General features: G+C 72.0%; 15 protein-coding genes. 6 read left to right on the forward strand and 9 right to left on the reverse strand.

Annotation, left to right across the window (positions count from 1 at the left end; translation table 11 throughout):
- Positions 1-2: 2 nt before the first annotated feature.
- The 4 genes from V3T34_RS19170 to V3T34_RS19185 all read right to left on the reverse strand — a co-directional run bounded on the left by V3T34_RS19170 (position 3) and on the right by V3T34_RS19185 (position 5,959).
- The gene (locus V3T34_RS19170; RefSeq protein WP_305077226.1) at positions 3-929 is read right to left on the reverse strand and encodes a 3-hydroxyacyl-CoA dehydrogenase; all 927 of its coding nucleotides are present in this window, start codon (positions 927-929) and stop codon (positions 3-5) included.
- Between the two features lie 40 nt (positions 930-969).
- Positions 970-3,495, reverse strand: coding sequence for a branched-chain amino acid ABC transporter ATP-binding protein/permease (locus V3T34_RS19175; protein ID WP_305077225.1), 2,526 nt, complete (start codon positions 3,493-3,495; stop codon positions 970-972).
- A 5-nt stretch (positions 3,496-3,500) separates the two neighbouring features.
- The gene (locus V3T34_RS19180) at positions 3,501-4,379 is read right to left on the reverse strand and encodes a branched-chain amino acid ABC transporter permease (protein WP_305077224.1); all 879 of its coding nucleotides are present in this window, start codon (positions 4,377-4,379) and stop codon (positions 3,501-3,503) included.
- 332 nt (positions 4,380-4,711) lie between these two features.
- Positions 4,712-5,959, reverse strand: coding sequence for an ABC transporter substrate-binding protein (locus V3T34_RS19185; protein WP_305077223.1), 1,248 nt, complete (start codon positions 5,957-5,959; stop codon positions 4,712-4,714).
- 180 nt (positions 5,960-6,139) lie between these two features.
- On the opposite strand from V3T34_RS19185, the gene V3T34_RS19190 reads away from it, so the two are divergent.
- Together V3T34_RS19190 and V3T34_RS19195 are read left to right on the forward strand one after the other, a co-directional pair.
- Positions 6,140-6,874, forward strand: a complete 735-nt coding sequence (locus tag V3T34_RS19190; protein ID WP_305077222.1) for a GntR family transcriptional regulator — start codon at positions 6,140-6,142, stop codon at positions 6,872-6,874.
- A gap of 29 nt (positions 6,875-6,903) precedes the next feature.
- Entirely contained in the window at positions 6,904-7,671 is a 768-nt protein-coding gene (locus tag V3T34_RS19195; protein WP_305077221.1) for an SDR family oxidoreductase, read from the forward strand.
- 92 nt (positions 7,672-7,763) lie between these two features.
- Here V3T34_RS19195 and V3T34_RS19200 read toward each other — a convergent pair whose 3' ends face one another.
- From V3T34_RS19200 to purD, 4 genes are all read right to left on the reverse strand, one after another.
- Entirely contained in the window at positions 7,764-7,901 is a 138-nt protein-coding gene (locus V3T34_RS19200; protein ID WP_167543932.1) for a hypothetical protein, read from the reverse strand.
- An 85-nt stretch (positions 7,902-7,986) separates the two neighbouring features.
- Entirely contained in the window at positions 7,987-8,862 is an 876-nt protein-coding gene (gene rarD / locus V3T34_RS19205) for an EamA family transporter RarD (protein ID WP_305077220.1), read from the reverse strand.
- Positions 8,863-9,023: 161 nt separating this feature from the next.
- The gene (locus tag V3T34_RS19210; RefSeq protein WP_091884037.1) at positions 9,024-9,935 is read right to left on the reverse strand and encodes an alpha/beta fold hydrolase; all 912 of its coding nucleotides are present in this window, start codon (positions 9,933-9,935) and stop codon (positions 9,024-9,026) included.
- Positions 9,936-10,008: 73 nt separating this feature from the next.
- Positions 10,009-11,298 carry a phosphoribosylamine--glycine ligase gene (gene purD, locus V3T34_RS19215; protein WP_305077219.1) on the reverse strand — a complete coding sequence of 430 codons (1,290 nt, stop codon included), beginning with the start codon at positions 11,296-11,298 and terminating at the stop codon, positions 10,009-10,011.
- A gap of 153 nt (positions 11,299-11,451) precedes the next feature.
- Between purD and xseA the strand changes: the two genes are divergently transcribed.
- The 3 genes from xseA (at position 11,452) to V3T34_RS19230 (ending at position 14,828) form a co-directional block, all read left to right on the forward strand.
- A complete protein-coding gene (xseA, locus tag V3T34_RS19220) occupies positions 11,452-13,029 on the forward strand; it encodes an exodeoxyribonuclease VII large subunit (RefSeq protein ID WP_305077218.1) in 1,578 nt (525 codons plus the stop codon).
- A gap of 729 nt (positions 13,030-13,758) precedes the next feature.
- The gene (locus tag V3T34_RS19225) at positions 13,759-14,469 is read left to right on the forward strand and encodes a carbonic anhydrase (RefSeq protein ID WP_060849488.1); all 711 of its coding nucleotides are present in this window, start codon (positions 13,759-13,761) and stop codon (positions 14,467-14,469) included.
- A 74-nt stretch (positions 14,470-14,543) separates the two neighbouring features.
- Entirely contained in the window at positions 14,544-14,828 is a 285-nt protein-coding gene (locus V3T34_RS19230; protein WP_091884246.1) for a hypothetical protein, read from the forward strand.
- 49 nt (positions 14,829-14,877) lie between these two features.
- Here V3T34_RS19230 and V3T34_RS19235 read toward each other — a convergent pair whose 3' ends face one another.
- Positions 14,878-16,119, reverse strand: coding sequence for a GGDEF domain-containing protein (locus tag V3T34_RS19235; RefSeq protein ID WP_305077217.1), 1,242 nt, complete (start codon positions 16,117-16,119; stop codon positions 14,878-14,880).
- Positions 16,120-16,501: 382 nt separating this feature from the next.
- Here V3T34_RS19235 and V3T34_RS19240 point away from each other — a divergent pair, with 382 nt between their 5' ends.
- Positions 16,502-17,773 carry a multidrug effflux MFS transporter gene (locus V3T34_RS19240; RefSeq protein WP_060848042.1) on the forward strand — a complete coding sequence of 424 codons (1,272 nt, stop codon included), beginning with the start codon at positions 16,502-16,504 and terminating at the stop codon, positions 17,771-17,773.
- Positions 17,774-17,781 lie beyond the last annotated feature (8 nt).

Below are 17,781 nucleotides of genomic sequence, written 5' to 3' on the forward strand. Positions count from 1 at the left end.
TCTTACGATTGGGCGCGCTTGTGCGCCATCAGCGCCGCGAGGCGCGCGTCGCGTCGGCGGCTGCGCTCCGCCGGCGGGGCGGGATCGGGCCCGCCGTCCCAGGCGGCGTTGATGCGGGCGACGCTCTCGGGCGACCACACCGCGGCGGGAGCCGGGTCGGCGGCGAGACGGCCATAGAAGCCGCCGTAGCGGGCGGCGTAGTCGGCCACCCCGCCGGGCGCGTTGAGGTCGATCGTGGCGAAGGGCCCGAGGAACGACCAGCGGAGCCCCAGGCCCTCGGCCACCGTCCGGTCGAGGTCGGCCGGGCTCACCACCCCCTCGGCGACGAGGCGGAACGCCTCCGAGAGCAAGGCGCCCTGGAGCCGGTTGAGCACGAAGCCCTCGACCTCGCGGTTCATCGTCACCGGCGCCTGGCCGGCGGCCTCGTAGAGGGCGCGGGCGCGCGCGATGACGCCCGGGTCGGTCCAGGGCGCGCCGCAGAGTTCGACCACCGGCACGAGATGGGGCGGGTTGACCGGGTGCCCGACGAGGCAGCGGGCCCGACCCGCGAGGCCTTCCGTGAACAGCGACGCGACGATGGCGGAGGTCGAGGAGGCGAGGATCGTGTCCGGCCCGCACAGGGCGTCGAGGTCGGCGAACAGCGCGCGCTTGGCCTCGACGGTCTCGGGGCCGTTCTCCTGCACGAGGTCGACGCCCGCCACCGCCTCGGAGAGAGTCGGGCAGGTGCGGATCCGGGCGAGGATGGCCGGGATGTCCGCCACGAGGCCGTGGGCCTCGAGCTGGCGCAGGGCCTCCGCAATGTGCCCCGGTGCGACGTCCAGCGCCGCCGGGTGGATATCGGTGAGGCGGACGTCGAACCCGGACCGGGCGAAGACCACGGCCCAGGACCGGCCGATCAGCCCGGCCCCGACGACGGCAACGGTTGGCATGACGGGCGATTCTCCCTCGGGGCGGATCATAGGTAGGAACTCACAGCCACAGAACCTGCCGGCGAAGGGCCAGGTCGTCGCGCAGGGCCTGCGAGGGGCCGGCATGCATCACGCGCCCCCGCTCCAGCGCCACGGTGCGGTCGGAGAGGGCGAGCGCGAGATCGAGGTTGTGGTCGACGATGACGATCGAGATCTCGCGGCGCAGCGCATCGAAGGTCTCGAACAGGCTCTCGACCACCGCCGGGGCCAGGCCCTCGAACGGCTCGTCGAGGAGCAGCACCCGCACGTCGCCCGACAGCGCGCGGGCCACCGCCACCATCTGCTGCTCGCCGCCCGACAGGTAGTCGGCGGGCGTGCGCCAGCGCTCGCGCAGGCGCGGGAAGTACGAGAGCACCCGCTCCTCGTCCCAGTGCACGCCGTTGCCGGTGCGGCGCTTGAGCCGGCCGAGCTCCAGGTTCTCGGCGACGCTCATCCCGGCGAAGAGCGCGCGGCCCTGCGGCACGTAGCCGATGCCGGCGCGCGCGATCACCGCCGCCGCGCGGCCGTCGAGGCGATCGGACCCGAGCCGGATGTGCCCCGAGGCATGGGGCGCCAGCCCGGTGATCGTCTTGAGGCAGGTCGACTTGCCGGCGCCGTTGCGGCCGAGCAGCGCCACGATCTCGTGGGCGTGCACGTCGAAGGTGACGCCCGACAGGATGTGGCTCTTACCGTAGAAGGTGTCGACGTTCTCGAGCGAGAGCAGGACCTGCGGCTCGGCGGCGCTCGGGCGGGGGCGTGCCGCCATCGCGGCGGTGCCGGAGCCGATATAGACCTCCTGCACCTTGGGGCTGGTGCGGGCATCCTCGACCGTGCCGTCGACCAGCACCGTGCCCTCGTTCATCACCGTCACGGCGTCGGCGATCTGAAAGACCCGGTCGATGTCGTGCTCGACCATCAGCACCGGCACCTCGGTCGAGACCCGCTTGATGATGTCGCCGATGCGGGTGCGCTCGGCGGCCGCCAGGCCCGCCAGCGGCTCGTCGAGGAGCAGCACCCGGGGCTTGGTGGCGAGCGCCACCCCCATGTCGAGGAGGCGCTGGCCGCCATAGGACAGCGAGCCGGCCTCGGCGCGCTCCAGCCCCGCGAGGCCGAGCCAGCGCAGGATCTCGGCGGTCTCGGCCTCCGCCTCCCGGTCGGCCCGGGCGTCGCGCCACGGGTCGAACCGGCCGGGGCGGCGCCCCTGCACGGCGAGGCGAATGTTGTCCTCGACAGTGAGCGCCGGAAACAGGTTGGTGATCTGGAACGAGCGCCCGATCCCGGCCGCGCAGATCCGCTCCGGCGCGAAGCCGGCGATCGAGGTCTGGCCAAGCATCACGGTGCCGGTATCGGGCCGGTACATCCCGGAGATCAGGTTGAAGGCGGTGGTCTTGCCGGCGCCGTTGGGGCCGATCAGGGCGTGGAGCGTCCGGTCGCGCACCGCGATGGTGACGCCGTCCACCGCCTTCAGCCCGCCGAAGCGCTTGGCGATGCCGCTTGCCGCCAGGATCACGCCGTCCACGATTCCGTCCGGCCGCAGGAAAACCGGCAGGTTCTCGGGAGCACCGGCCTTGCGCCCCGCCATGGCGGCGTCCTCGGTGGCGGGCGGACGGACCAGGCGCCACACGCGCCGGCCGATTCCGACGAGCCCGTCGGGCGAGAACAGGATGAACCCGACGAAGAGGAGGCCGAACCAAAACAGCCAGTTCGCGGTCCAGATCGACAGCATCTCGCGGAACAGGATGAAGAACAGGGCCCCGATCGCCGGCCCGGCGAAGCTCCGCATGCCGCCGATCACCACCATGGCGAGCAATTCGCCCGAGAAGGCGGAGCCGAGCGGCTCGGCCGAGGCGAAGCGGTGGGTGAAGACGCTCAGGACGCCGGCGAGCCCGGTCACGGTGGCGGAGACCGTGAAGGCGACGAGCTTGTAGCGGTTGGTCGGGTAGCCGAGGAAGCGCGCCCGCTGCTCGTTCTCGCGGATCGCCTCCAGCACCGTGCCCACCGGCGAGCGGCGGAACCGCGCCAGTCCGACTGCGACCGCGAAGGCGGTGACGGCGACGAGCCCGTACCAGGTCCAGGCCGAATCGAGGTCGAGCCCGGGAAGCCGTGTCCGCTCGACGCCGCCATAGCCGCTCTCGCCGCCGGTGAGCGCGGTCCAGCGAAACGCCACGGTGAAGGACAGCGCCGACAGGGCCAGCGTCAGGAGCGAGAAGTAGACGCCCCGGCGCCGCAGGACCAGCAACCCGAGGAGCACGGACGCGCCCGCCACGACGGCGAGGGCGAACAGGGTCGGCGGCAGCAGGGTGCCCGGGAAGAAGGTGCGCTGGCCGATCGCCGCCGCGTAGGCGCCGAGCCCGAAGAAGGCGCCGTGGCCGAAGGAGACGAGGCCCGTCTGCCCGACCAGGATGTTGAGCCCCATGCAGGCCACCGCGAACACCACCACGTCGGCGGCCGAGGTGAGGGTGAGCCCGAGCGCCGACAGGCCGAAGGGCAGGGCCACGAGGGCGGCCGCCATGAGCGGCAGGGTCAGTCTCTCGCTGCGGTGATTCATGGTGGTCACTCGAACCGCAGGATGCGCTCGCCCAAGAGGCCGCGCGGCCGCACGAGCAGGATGACCGCCATCAGGGCGTAGATCGCGGCCTCGGCGAGGCCGGGATAGACCAGCACCATCATGCCGCGGACGATCCCGACGATGAGGGCGGCGAGCACCACGCCCCAGAACGAGCCGAGTCCGCCGATCACCACCACCACGAAGGCGCCGGTGAGGACCTCGGCGCCCATGGCCGGATGCACGCCGGAAATCGGGGCCAGCATCACGCCGGCGAGCGCCGCGAGGCCGACGCTCAAGCCCACCACGGTCGCCATGTAGGGCTTCAGCGAGATGCCGAGCGCCGCGACCATGTCGGGGTTCTGGACGCCCGCCCGGACCACCCGTCCGAAGGTGGTGCGCTGGAGCAGGAACCAGACGCAGGCCACCGCTACGACGACCGCTGCCAGGATGGTCAGCCGGTAGCGCGACAGCACGAGATCGCCGACGAAGACCTGCCCGCGCAGGGCCTGCGGGATCCCGTAGGGCAGCGGCGGGGCCCCGAAGATCATCCGGATGCCCTGCTCGGCCACCATGGCGAGGCCGAAGGTGAGGAGGAGCGAGAGGATCGGGTCGGCGCGGTAGAACCGCCGGAACAGGAACCGCTCGACCAGAAGGCCGATGCCTGCGACGAGGACGGGTGCGGCGACGAGGGAGCCGCCGAAGCCGAGTGCCGGCGACAGCTGGATCGTCAGGTAGGCGCCGATCGCGTAGAACGCGCCGTGGGCCAGATTGACGATACCGCCCAGGCTGAAGATCAGCGACAGTCCGAGCGCGATCAGCAAGTAGATCGCACCCAGGAACAGGCCGTTCACGACCTGCTCGACGGCGAGGGTGAGGAGAAGCACGGGGGTCAGTTCCTGTCGGCTGACGTCATGGTCATTGGTGCGCCGCCGCGCGATTCGGGATGAGGCGCCAATCTCCTCTCCCGGCGGGCGGGGAGAGGGCTGGCTGCCGATGTCGTGCAGGCAGCGAGCGAGGGCGAAGCCGGAGCGAGGGTGAGGTTCCGAAGGAGCCGCATCCGGCAACTCCCCCTCACCCTCGGTTTACGCCTCGCCGCATCCCCTGGACGGGGACACGGCCCTCTCCCCACCCGCGGGGAGAGGAGGGACGCGCACGAATCGGGGCGGCGTCCGGGGGATCGGACCGGCCCGCCTTCACCGTGCGGCCGGCCGAATCCTCACCCCTCCATCTTGCACGCCGCCTCCTCCGCCGTCGGGGCCAGCACCTCCATGTCCTCGCTCGGTCCCGGGATCGCCGGGGTCGAGGTGAAGAGGTCCCACTTGTCCTTCACCTTGTCGGCGGGCAGCGCCGTGATCGCGTACATCTCGCTGATGAACTGGTGGTCGCGGGCGCGGAAATAGCCGGGGCGGGGCTTCTGCACGTCGAACGTCGCGCCGCCCTCCAGGTATGACACCAGCTTCGGCCCATCGGTGGATTTCGTGTCGGCCATCGCCTTGGCGACGATCTTGACGGCGTTGTAGTCGCCCCAGGCCTGGTTCTCGGGCGGCTTGCCGTATTTCTTGACGAAGGCGGCGACGAAAGCCTTGGCCGAGGGCGTGTCGACCTTGTGGTGCCACAGGCACGGCCAGGTTCCGGCGAAGTTGCCGGGGCCGGCGCCCCAGGCGAGCGCGGTGTCGAAGCCGAAGCCGGCGACCGGGAAGGGCAGGCCGTACTCGGCGTATTGCTTGAGGAAGTTGGTGATCTGGTTGCCGGCGAGGTTCGAGATCACGAGGTCGGGCTTGGCCTGCCGGATCTTGATCAGGTAGGCGGAGAAATCGGTGGCGTCGGTCGGCACCAGCTCGTCGGCCGCGAAGGTGCCGCCCTGGCCCTGCATGAAGCCCTTGGCGACCCGCAACAGGTCGTGGCCGAAGGCGTAATCGGCGGTCAGCGAGTACCAGCGCTTGCCCTTGACGAGGCCCTGCTCGGTCAAGGAGCGGCCGACCGCCTTGACGTACATCGAGTTCGCGCCCTCGACGTGGAACATGTAGCGCTTGCAATCCTGCCCGCGCAACGCGTCCGAGTTGGCGCCGGTATTGAGGAAGATCGTCTTTCCGCGCTGCGCCACCTGGCCGATGGCGAGCGCCGAGGCGGAGGAAATCTCCCCGACGATCGCCGCGACCTTGTCGCGCTCGACATAGCGCTCGGCCTTGCTCGACGCGGTCTGCGGGTTGACCGAATCCTCGGTCAGGAGCTCGACCCTTCGGCCGTCGATGCCGCCGGCGGCATTGATCTCCTCGGCCGCGAGCTGGGCCGCCATCACGGCGTATTCGCCGAGCGGCCCTAGGAAGCCGGTGCGCGGCGTGAGGTGGCCGATGCGGATCGGTGCGCCTTGCGCCCGCACGAGGCCCGGCATGGCGAAAGCGGCGCCGGCCGCGAGGCCGCCCTGCACGAGGCGGCGGCGCGTGGGAACGAGACCCTGCGTCATGGTTGCGTGTCCTGCCCGGGATCGATCGCGGTCGTTTGGGTTGCCGTGATCTGTGATCACACTTAGGCTGGCATCAAACGACGCGCCTGTCGAGACGGTCTCGAAACCGCCCGGGCGCGCCGGAGGAAAACGCAGGGAGGAGGTCCGCGCTTGCAGAGGCGGGACTTGCAGAGGCGCGACTTGCAGAAGCACGGCCGGCATGGCCGCGGCGCGGATGCGGGCGACCGGCCCGATCCGGAGGCGCTCGCGCCGCCCGAGCGGATCACGCTGGGCACCCAGGTCTACGATGCGCTGCGCGACCTCCTGATCGCCGGCGGGCTGGCGCCCGGCGAGCGGCTGTCCCTGCGCACGGTGGCGGAGCGGCTCGGCACCTCGATGATGCCGGCCCGCGAGGCGGTGTCGCGCCTCGTCGCCGACGAGGCCCTGGAGGTCCTGCCCAACCGCGCCGTCCGGGTGCCGGTGATCACGCTGCAGACGTTCCGGGAGCTGACCCGGGTGCGGATCGCCGTCGAGGGGTTCGCCGCCGCGGAGGCCGCGCAGGCCTGCGGCCCCGGCGAGCTCGCGGCGATCCGGGATCACGACGCGGCGTTCCGCAGCGAGGTGCGGGCCGCCGCGCCCGACCTCGAACGGGCGATGCGGGCGAACCGCGACCTGCACTTCGCGGTCTACGCCGCCGCCGGCCTGCCCTCGCTCATCGCGATCATCGAGGGGCTGTGGCTGCGCATCGGCCCGGTGCTCAACCTCGACATGCGCTCCTCGCCCCGCCGCCTCGCCGAGGGCGAGGCGGAGGCGCATCACGCCCGCCTCGTGGCGGCGCTCGCGACCGGCGACGCGGAGGGCGCCCGGGCGGCGCTCGCCGCCGACATCGCAAGCAGCGCAGCCTTCATCGAAACGACCGGACGCCTGGCCTCCTGAGCCCGGCACCCCGACGACGGAGACACACCATGGAGATGGGACTGGGCGGCCTGAAGGTGCTGGTGACGGCCGGCGCCGGCGGCATCGGGCTCGAGGTGGCGCAGGCCTTCATGGAGGAGGGGGCACAGGTCCATGTCTGCGACGTGGACCGGGAGGCCCTCGCGGCCCTGCCGCCGGGCATCGGCGGCACCCATGCCGACGTCGCCTCGCGCGAGGATGTCGCGCGGCTGTTCGCGGAGGCGGAACGCGCGCTCGGCGGGCTCGATTGCCTCGTCAACAATGCCGGCATCGCCGGCCCGACGGGGCGCGTCGAGGAGATCGACCCCGAGGACTGGGACCGCACCCTCGACATCTGCCTCACAGGGCAGTTCAACTGCGTGCGCCTGGCGGTACCGCTGCTGCGGGCGAGCGCCAACCCGTCGATCGTCAACCTGTCCTCGGCGGCGGGCCGCTTCGGCTTCCCGCTGCGCACGCCCTACGCGGCGGCGAAGTGGGCGGTCATCGGCTTCACCAAGTCGCTGTCGCGGGAACTCGGGGCCGACGGGATCCGGGTCAACGCGGTGCTCCCCGGCATCGTCGCCGGCGACCGGCAGCGCCGGGTGCTGGAGGCCAAGGCGCAGCAGCGCGGGATCGGCTTCTCCGAGATGGAGAGCGCGGCCTTCGCCGCAGCCTCGATCAAGGACTACGTCACGGCCCGCCAGCTCGCGGACCAGATTCTCTTTCTCGCCTCGGCGCGCGGCAAGACCATCTCGGGCCAGGCGCTCGCGGTGGATGGCGACCTGCAGATGCTGACGTGATCGGGCGCGCCCGGGGCCTCCCGGTCGGTCCGGGTGCCGCGGTCCCGGACCGGCGCCGCGGGCGCGTCAGGTCTCGGCGTCGCGGCGCCGGCTCACGGCCACCAGCGCGCCAGGAACCCGCCCACCACGACGGCGAACATCGCCCACGGGCCGACCACCAGCCAGATCGGGTGCGGCCCGGCCTCGTCCCTCGTCTTCACATCGCTCAGGTTCACATCGCCCAGCATCATCGCGGCCCCCGCCGATTCGTCGCGTGAGGCGAGAAAGCCCGCCGATTATGGTTGGATGGGGGAAGCTTGGCCGGTGGGGCTTGCGTCAGGCTGGGCTGTCCTCCGGTGCGCGCACGACCGCGGGCCGCGGTCGCGCGGCATCGAAGGCGTAGAGGGCCAGTCCCGCCCAGATCAGCCCGAAGACCAGCAAGCGGGAGAGCGGCAGCGACTCGCCGAAGGCGAACACGCTCAAGCCCAGGAGGCAGGTCGGCGAGAGATATTGCAGCAGGCCGATCGTCGAGAGCTTGAGGCGCGAGGCGGCGGCCGCGAACCACATCAGCGGCAACGCGGTGGTGACGCCGGTGAGCACCAGGAGCAGCCATTGACCGCTCCCGAGGCCGGGCGGCGCCGGGGTGAGCGCAAGGTAAGCCAGCGCCAGGGGCAGGAGCGCGAAGGTCTCGGCGCCGAGGCCGAGGATCGGGTCGATCGGCACCAGCTTGCGGATCAGGGCGTAGATCGCGAAGCTGACGGCCAGCGTGAGCGAGATCCAGGGCAGCGCTCCCGCCGCCGCCACCGCGGCGGCGACGCCGATGGCGGCGAGCGCCACCGCGGCGAGCTGGAGCGGCCGCAGGGATTCGCGCAGCACGAGCGCGCCGAGCGCGACGTTGACGAGCGGGTTGATGAAGTAGCCGAGGCTGGCATCGAGCATCCGCCCGTTCTGGACCGCCCAGAGATACAGCGACCAGTTGCCCGCGACGACCAGGGCGGAGAGCAGCAGGAAGAGGTGGCGGCGCTGGAAGCTGATCACCGGCCCGCGGCGCATCGCCCGCAGGCCGATCAGCAGCAGCGTCACGAACACGCTCGACCACAGGATGCGGTGGGCCAGGATGCCCCAGGCCGGCACCCCGTCGAGCAGGCGGAAATGCACCGGGACGACGAGGCCCCAGCTCAGGAAGGCGCCGAGCGCGTAGATCAGACCCACGGATGTTTCCCCCGGGCCGTACCCGCCCGCCGAGGTTGTGCCGCAGGTCCCGCGCCCGGGCTACGGGCCGGGGCGGGGAGCGGTCATCCGCTCCGCGCGGGTCTTGTGGGGGGCGAGCCTCCGCGAAGGCCAAGGCTCGCGAAGGCAAGGACTCGCGGAGGTCACGGGCCGGCGAGGAAACGCTCCAGGATCGGCAGCGTCGCCCCCGGATTCTCCTCGGCGACGAAGTGGCCGGACGGGACGATCTCGAAGGTCGTGTCCTCCGGCGCGAAGGTGCCGGTCCAGGCCTGGCGCACCGGATCGAGCCCGTTCCGGCCGACGAAGCGGTCGGCAACGAGCACCAGGACCGGTCCGGCGAGGCGGCGGCCCTCGGCCAGGTCGGCCTCGTCGGCGGCCCGGTCGGGGCCGGCCCCGGCGCGGTAATCCTCGCAGGAGGCGTGGATGCGCTCGGGCACGTTCCAGCTCTGGCGGTAGAGGTCGAGGGCGCCGGGCGAGAAGGGATCGAGGGTTCCGGAGCCGGTCCAGAGCCGCAGCAGGTCCTCGTAGTAGGGGATCGGGTTCTTGCCGATCTCCTGCTCGGGGATCGGCGCGGGTTGCGCCAGGAAGCGCCAGTGCGGGTAGGCGTCCGGCTCCCGCTCCATCGTCTGCCACTGCGAGACCGTCGGCACGATATCGAGGAGGGCGAGGCGGTCGATCCGGCCCGGCTCGTCGAGGGCGAGGCGGTAGCCGACCCGGGCGCCGCGGTCGTGGCCGACGAGCCCGAAGCGGACATGGCCGAGCCGTTCCATCACCGCCACCACCTCGCGGCCCATCTGCCGCTTGGAATAGTCCCGGTGGGCGGGATCGCCCTTCGGCGCCGCCGACCAGCCGTAGCCCTTGAGATCGAGGCAGATCACCCGGTGGGTACGGGCGAGCGCCGGGGCGATCCTGTGCCAGCAGGCATGGGTCTGGGGAAAACCGTGCAGCAGCACCAGCGGCGGCGCGTCCTCGGGCCCGCCGGCCCGGGCGAAGAAGCGGCCGTCGGGCAGGTCGATCCAGTGCGAGGTGAAGCCGGGAAACAGGTCGGCGGGCATCGGGCGCTCCCCAAGGGTCGTCGGGCCCGCGCCGGGACGCGGGCCCTCTTCGAGGCTAACGCACGAGCAAGGCTCAGGTCTCGCGGGCCACGGCGCGCCAGCCGATGTCGCGGCGGCAGAACCCTTCCGGCCAGTCGATCCGGTCGAGGGCGGCGTACGCGCCGGCTTGCGCCTCCCGCACGGTGCCGCCGAGCGCCGTCACCGCGAGCACCCGGCCGCCTTCGGCGACCAGCCGCTCGCCGTCGCGCCTGGTGCCGGCCTGGAACACCAGGGCGCCGGCTCCTTCCGCCTCGCGGAGGCCGCGGATCTCGGAGCCCTTGGCGACGGTGCCGGGATAGCCGGGCGCCGCCATGATCACGGTCAGCGCCACCTCGTCGCGCCATTCCGGCGCCGCGTCCGAGAGGTCGCCCTCGGCGGCCGCCAGCAGCAGCGGCACCAGGTCGGAGGCGAGGCGGGGCATCAGCACCTCGCATTCGGGATCGCCGAAGCGGGTGTTGTACTCGATCAGCATCGGGCCATCGGCCGTCAGCATCAGCCCGGCATAGAGGATGCCCGAGAACGGCGTGCCCCGCGCCCGCATCCCGTCGAGGGTCGGGCGGATGATCCGCTCCATCACCTCGGCCTCCAGGGCGGGCGTCAGGACCGGCGCGGGCGAGTAGGCCCCCATGCCGCCGGTATTCGGCCCCTGGTCGCCGTCATGGACGCGCTTGTGGTCCTGGGCGGTACCGAAGAGCACGGCGCGGGTGCCGTCGCAGAGGGCGAACAGGCTCGCCTCCTCGCCGACCATGCACGCCTCGATCACCACCTCGGCGCCGGCGGCCCCCATCCCGCCGCCGAGCATGTTTTCCACGGCGGCTTCCGCCTGTTCCAGGGTCTCGGCCACCACCACGCCCTTGCCGGCGGCGAGCCCGTCGGCCTTGACGACGACCGGGATGCGGCCGGCCCGCAGGTGGGCCAGCGCCGGCTCGACCGCGCGGAAGCGCGCGAAGGCGGCGGTCGGGATCGAGAACTCCCGGCACAGCTCCTTGGTGAAGGCCTTCGAGCCCTCGAGCTGGGCCGCCGCGGCGTTCGGACCGAAGGCCCGGATGCCGGCCTGCGCCAGCGCATCGACCAGGCCCGCCACCAGCGGCGCCTCGGGGCCGACGACGACGAAATCGACGCCCTCCCGCCGGCAGGCGTCGATCACCGCCGCATGGTCGGTCACGTCGAGGGCGAGGTTGGTGCCGTGGGCGGCGGTGCCGGGATTGCCCGGGGCGATCAGCAGGCGCCGGCAGAGGGGGCTCTGGGCGAGCTTCCAGGCGAGCGCGTGCTCGCGCCCGCCGGAGCCGATCAGCAGGAGGGTGAGGGGGTGCTGGTCGCGCATCGCCGGTCCCGGAACGGAAGGTCAGTCTTGCGCGAGACGTTTACGGGCGCGGGCGCGGCGCGGCAACCGGCACTGATGCGCGGGGGACACTGGCGGCCGCAAGCGGCGGGGCGGTCTTCCGCGACTCGGGGCGAGCCGCTAGCGTCGCGCCCGATGTCCGCCTCCGCCTTCTCCGCCCCGATCGCCAACGTGCCCGAATGGTCGGTCACCGAACTGGCGACCGCCCTCAAGCGCACCCTCGAGGATGCGTTCGGCCACGTGCGCCTCAAGGGCGAGATCTCGGGCTATCGCGGCCCGCACGGCTCCGGCCACGCCTATTTCAGCCTCAAGGACGGCGGCGCCAAGATCGACGCCGTGATCTGGAAGGGCACGATGATGCGGCTGCGCCACAAGCCCAAGGAGGGCCTGGAGGTCGTGGTCACCGGCCGGATCACGACCTATCCGGGCAAGTCCGCCTACCAGATCGTGGTGGATTCGCTGGAGCCCGCCGGGGCCGGCGCCTGGATGGCGCTGCTGGAGGAGCGCCGCCGGGCGCTCGCCGCCGAGGGGCTGTTCGACGTCGCGCGCAAGCGGCCGGTGCCCTATCTGCCCTTGGTCGTCGGTGTCGTCACCTCGCCGACCGGCGCGGTGATCCGCGACATCCTGCATCGGCTGGCCGACCGCTTCCCGCGTCCGGTCCTGGTCTGGCCGGTGCGCGTGCAGGGGGAGGGGGCCGCGGAGGAGATCGCGGCGGCGATCCACGGTTTCAACGCGCTGGAGCCCGGCGGCGCGATCCCGCGGCCGGACGTGCTGATCGTCGCCCGCGGCGGCGGCTCGATCGAGGATCTGTGGTGCTTCAACGAGGAGATCGTGGTGCGGGCCGCCGCCGCCAGCACGATCCCGCTGATCTCCGCCGTCGGACACGAGACCGACGTCACGCTGATCGACCACGCCGCCGACCGGCGTGCCCCGACCCCGACCGGCGCCGCCGAGATGGCGGTGCCGGTCCTGCACGAGCTGCTGGCCGACCTCGATTCCCTGAGCCGGCGCCATGCCGGCGCGCTGCTGCGCCTCGTCGACCAGCGGCGGGGCGAGCTGCGCGGGCTCGCCCGCGCATTGCCGGGCCCGGAGGCCTTGCTCGCGCAGAAGCGCCAGCGCCTCGATCTCGCCGACGCCCGCCTCGCCCCGGCACTCGCCGCCAACGCGCGCGACGCGCAAGGGCGCCTCAACCGGGCGCTCCAGGGCCTCGCCCGCAACCCGCCCTCCCTGCGGCTGGCGCGGGCCCGCGAGCGGCTGGCGGCGATCGACCACCGGCCCCGCCACGCTCTGGAGCGGGTGCTGGCGGTGCAGGGCGAGCGGCTGAACGGAATGTCGCGCCGGCTCGACCGGGCGCCGGGCCAGGGGCTCGAGCGCCTGGCCGGGCGGCTGTCGCGGGCAACCGCCCTGTTTTCCAGCCTCAACTACCGGGCGGTGCTCGCCCGCGGCTACGCGCTGGTGCTCGATTCGGCCGGCACGCCGGTCGGCTCGGCGCAGGCCGCGCGGGCGGCGGGCCGCCTGACGGTGGAATTCGCCGACGGGCGGGTGGCGGCCTCCGTCGACGGAGCGGCAGCGGCCGGGACGCCGCCAGAAGAAACCCCGCCAGCACCGGCGCGACCGGCCCCGCGCCGGGCGGCCAAGCGCAAGGAGCCGGCCGCGGACACGAAGAAGGCGCCCGTGGCAGGCGCCGTGCAGGGGTCGCTGTTCGAGAACTGACCCGCCGCGGCCGTTCCCGCTCGGCGGGCAGGGCAGTTGCACCCGGAGCCCGCTTGACCGACGGGGCCGAGACAACGCGGAAATTTTATTCGCCTCTCGATTTTATCTTCATTTCGGAAGCAGATTTAGAAGGCAGAATGCCGATAATTATTCTATAGATTTTTTTATAAAATATTTGTATGTCACATTAAAAAATAGCCACCAATTTAACAAAGATGCAATCTCCGAAAACGCTTTCTATATCATCAAATTGATCGCGCTCGGCCGGGCGTGCGCTTTCGCTTCCCTCGTGCCGCCCGGGAGGGCAAGTCGTGGCCTCCCGGGCGAATTCATCGAAGCTTTTGCCGGCGCTGTCCCAATAGCATCCAGCTCGTGATCACCGACCAGGGAGCACGTTTCCCTGATCGCGCCAGCGACGGCCGAATTCTCGAACGCCGCAAAACCGGAATCGTGAAGGACATCGTTTGGCCCACGGTCTCTGGGCCGCGAGGAGTGCCCGCACGGTCGCACGGCATTGGTGCATCGGCACCGCCACGGTCGAGGACCAAAGTCTCATCCCGCCGCGCCGGCGGGCCAGATGACGCACGGGCAGAGGGGCCGCACCGGGCAACCCGGCGGCGGCTGCGACGTTCTCGGCTTCGTGGCGCGGCCCGCGAGCGGGCCCGCAGCGTCGGGGTCGGCGTGACGTCGACCGGCGCAGTCTCGGCCAGCGAAAGGAGGTCGCCGATGATGGACAATATCGTTCAGGGGTTCACCCAGTTCCGCGAGCAGGTGTTTCCGAGCCAGCGCTCGGTCTACCAGCGCCTCGTCCATGACGGCCAGAAGCCGAAGGCCCTGGTGATCTCCTGCGCCGATTCCCGCGTCGTGCCCGAGCTGATCACCCAGGCCGGGCCGGGCGAGCTGTTCGTCACCCGCAACGTCGGCAACATCGTGCCGCCCTTCGCCACCATGATGGGCGGCGTGACCGCGGCGGTCGAGTACGCCGTGATGGCGCTGAACGTGCGCGACATCGTGGTCTGCGGCCATTCGGATTGCGGCGCCATGAAGGGCCTGCTCACCCCGGGCCTCGGCGAGAAGATGCCGAGCGTCGCGGCGTGGTTGCGCCACGGCGAGGCCGCCCGCAAGATCGTCTGCGACGCCTACCCGGACGACATCGACGACAAGCGCCGCCTGCACGCCCTCGCCATGGAGAACGTGCTGGTCCAGCTCAACCACCTGCGCACCCACCCGGCGGTGGCGAGCGCGCTCGCCTCGGGCCAGCTCACCCTGCACGGCTGGCTGTTCGAGATCGAGACCGGCCACCTGCTGGTCTATGACGGCGAGGCCGGCCGCTTCGTGGTCCTGGCCGAGGAGGACGAGCTCCCGGTCGCCGAAGCCGCCGCCTCGCCGCGTCTCGCCGCGGCCGGAGTCGGCGCGCCCGAGGCCCGGGCGGCCGAGTAGCCGGTCTCCCGCCCGTCGCCTCTCCACAGGCGGGCGGATTGACAGGCGCGGAGGGGCGGGTGACGACGGCCGGCATGGCAGACCTCTCGGCAGACACCCGACCCGACCGCTCCCGCGACGCCCGCTTCGCGTGGATCGCCGTCGGCGCGACCCTGGCGACGATCCTGATCGCCAACTTCGCGCCGGCCTCCGGGCCGGTGCCGCTCCCCCGGCCGGCGGCGGTCTCGCCGGCCGAGGATCCGGGCTGCCGCGAATGGACCGATTCCTGCCGCGTCTGCACCCGCGGGGCCGACGGGGTCCATTGCTCGACCCCGGGCTTTGCCTGCCAGCGCGAGGCCCTGCGCTGCACCGGACGATGAGTCCGGCCCGGGCGGCCGGCGAGCGGAGGGCAGCGCGTCGGCGAACGGGTCAGACGGGCCGCGCGGCCGGGGACGCCGCCGCGCCGGCGCACCCGGCCGCGAGGGCGTAGCCGTTCCGCCCCCGATGCTTGGCCCGATAGAGGGCCCGGTCGGCCTCCTCGAACAAGGTGTCCCTGGCATCCCTGGTGCGGGGAAGCCCTGCCGGCTCGAGGGCGATGCCGACGCTGATCGTGACGACGCCGACCCCGTCCGGCCGCGCGGGATGGGATATGCCGAGGTTCTCGACGGCGGAGACCAGGGCGGCGGCGAGCCGGGCGGCCTCCGGCGCGCCCGCATCCCGCACCACGAAGGCGAATTCCTCTCCGCCGAATCGGGCCGCCAGGACATCGGGATCGAGGAGCCCGGGATCGGGCACGAAGGTCTCGAACAGGGCCGCCACCCGGCGCAGGCACGCATCGCCCTCCGGATGCCCCAGGGCGTCGTTGAACGGCTTGAAATGGTCGACGTCGATCATCAGCAGCGCGACGGCGCGGTCCTCGGCGAACCAGGCTGCCACGGTCTCGTCGAGGAGGCGACGGTTCGGCAGACCGGTGAGGGGATCTGTATGCGACAGGCCCTGGAACCGCTGCCGGGCCGCCTCCGCCGCCTCGGAGGCGAGCAGGGCCCTGAGCGTGCGCCGGTAATCGCGGCACCGCTGCCGCTCCATGCGGAAGTTGGCGTAGAGGCTGAAGGCGCAGCCGGTGGCGTATTGCACCGGCAGGGCGTACCGCAGGTCGGGATCGAGCCCCGCCTTCGTGAACACGGCCAGCGTGGCGCACAGGAAGGCGACGGCCGTGAAGACCAGGGCGTGGCGAAACCGCAGCGCCAGCAGCAGGTTGCCGTAGATCACGACCAGGATCGACTCGCCGAACGTGAACACGCCGAGCGGAGCCGTGGTCAACCAGAACAGCAGCATCGGCAGCGCCATCGACCCGATCATGCCGCCGAGCACGAGACCTTCGCGGGCCGCCGGCCCGACCCGCGACAGCATCCAGGCCAGGGCGAGGGAGCCGGGCGTCACGACGAGCAGCCGCATCGCGACGCTCAGACCGAGGATGTCCGGCATCAGCCAGACACTGGTGAAGTTGTAGACGTTGTAGAAGATCAGCCCGACCAGGATCAGTTGCCGCAGGCCTGCGACCCTCAGGGGGCCATGCTCCGCCTCGTAGCGGGCCTCGGTGCGGGGATGGAGGCGCAGCAGCCGATCGAGGCGGCCGAGGGTATCGGGCTCCAGCGGAGCGACGGCGGTCACGGCTACTCTCCTACCGGCGTCCCGGCACCGGCCGATACCCTGGGGCAGAACCGCTACGCGACTGTTAATATGGTGCGTCGAACCTCCCGGATGGCGGCTGCCGGCAGGATGACCGATGCGGCACGTGCGGCCGTCGGCCCGGCGGGCAGGGTCGATCGGGCCGCAGGCTGCCACGCCGCCCCGGCGCCTCGCGGCCCCGTCGCATCGCAGCCATGACGCCGCCTCCCTTGCTGGCGGCACGGGCCTTCGCCAAGACGGACCTGCAAGAACGGACACCGTTCGACAAGGACCCCGTTCGGAACGATCCCGGTCCCGTGCCGCCCGCTCCGCGCGGCCCGCCGGGTCGTGTCCTCCCTCCACGGGCCGGCCCCTCAGGATGACCATGGCGAGCAGCGCGAGCGGCGAGGCGACCTCCGTCGAGACCACCCGGACCGAGCCGGGCTGGGCCGGGCCCGGCTTCGTCGAGTTCGTGGCCCTGATGGCCCTGATGATGGGCCTGACCGCGATCACGATCGACAGCTTCCTGCCGGCCTTCCCGGCGATCCAGGGCGACTTCGCGGTCCAGGATCCGAACCGGCTCCAGCTTTTGGTCTACGTCTACATGCTGGGCTTCGGCATCGCCCAGCTGTTCTATGGTCCGGTCTCGGACGGGACCGGGAGACGGCCGGCGCTGATCGCCGGCATCGGGATCTACCTCGCCGGGACCGTGCTCGCCATGCTGGCGCCGAGCTTCGAGGTGCTGCTCCTCGCCCGCGCCATCCAGGGCATCGGCGGGGCCGCCGGCCGGGTTCTGGCGGTGGCGATCGTGCGCGACCGCTACGAGGGCCGCGACATGGCCCGGGTGATGTCGTTCTGCATGATGGTCTTCCTCATCGTGCCGATCCTCGCTCCCTCGATGGGGGGTGCCATCCTGCTGTTCGGCAGCTGGCGGCTGATCTTCGGCGCTATGCTGGCGCTGGCCCTCGTCACCCTGGCCTGGTTCGGCACCCGCCTGCCCGAGACCCTGCACCCGGCCTTCCGCCGGCCGGTCTCGGCCCGGGCGATCGGGTCGGGCATCGCCGTCACGGTCGGCACCCGGACCTCGCTCGGCTACGCCACGGCGCTCGGGCTCACCACCGGCTGCATCATGGGCTATGTCGGCTCGGCGCAGGCGATCTTCGACACCGGCCTCTACCACCTGGGCGCCCTGTTTCCGGTCGCCTTCGCGCTCATCGCCGGGGCGATGGGCGTCGCCACCTTGATCAACGCCCGTCTCGTGCGCCGCCTCGGCATGCGGCGGCTGGCGCATATGGGCACGGTCGGGCTGTTCGCGGTCGCCTGCCTGCAGCTCGTCCTGATGCTGGCCTTCGGGGGCAAGCCGCCGGTCTGGCTGCTGATCGCCACCCTGTCGGCCTGCCAGTTCCTGATGAGCTTCGCGATGCCGAACTTCAACGCCCTGGCGATGGAGCCGCTGGCGGCCATCGCCGGCACCGCCTCCTCGTTCATCGGCTTCTACACCACGCTGCTCGCCGCCTTCTGCGGCCTCCTCGTCGGCCAGTCCTTCGACGGTACCGTGACGCCGCTCGCGGTCGGCTACTGCGCGCTCAGCGGGCTCGCCCTCGCAACGGTGCTGTGGACCGAGCGCGGCCGGCTGTTCGGCGCGGGCGCCCGGTAGAGCCGCCT

The organism is Methylobacterium ajmalii, assembly GCF_036448855.1.
Taxonomy (GTDB): Bacteria; Pseudomonadota; Alphaproteobacteria; order Rhizobiales; family Beijerinckiaceae; genus Methylobacterium; species Methylobacterium ajmalii.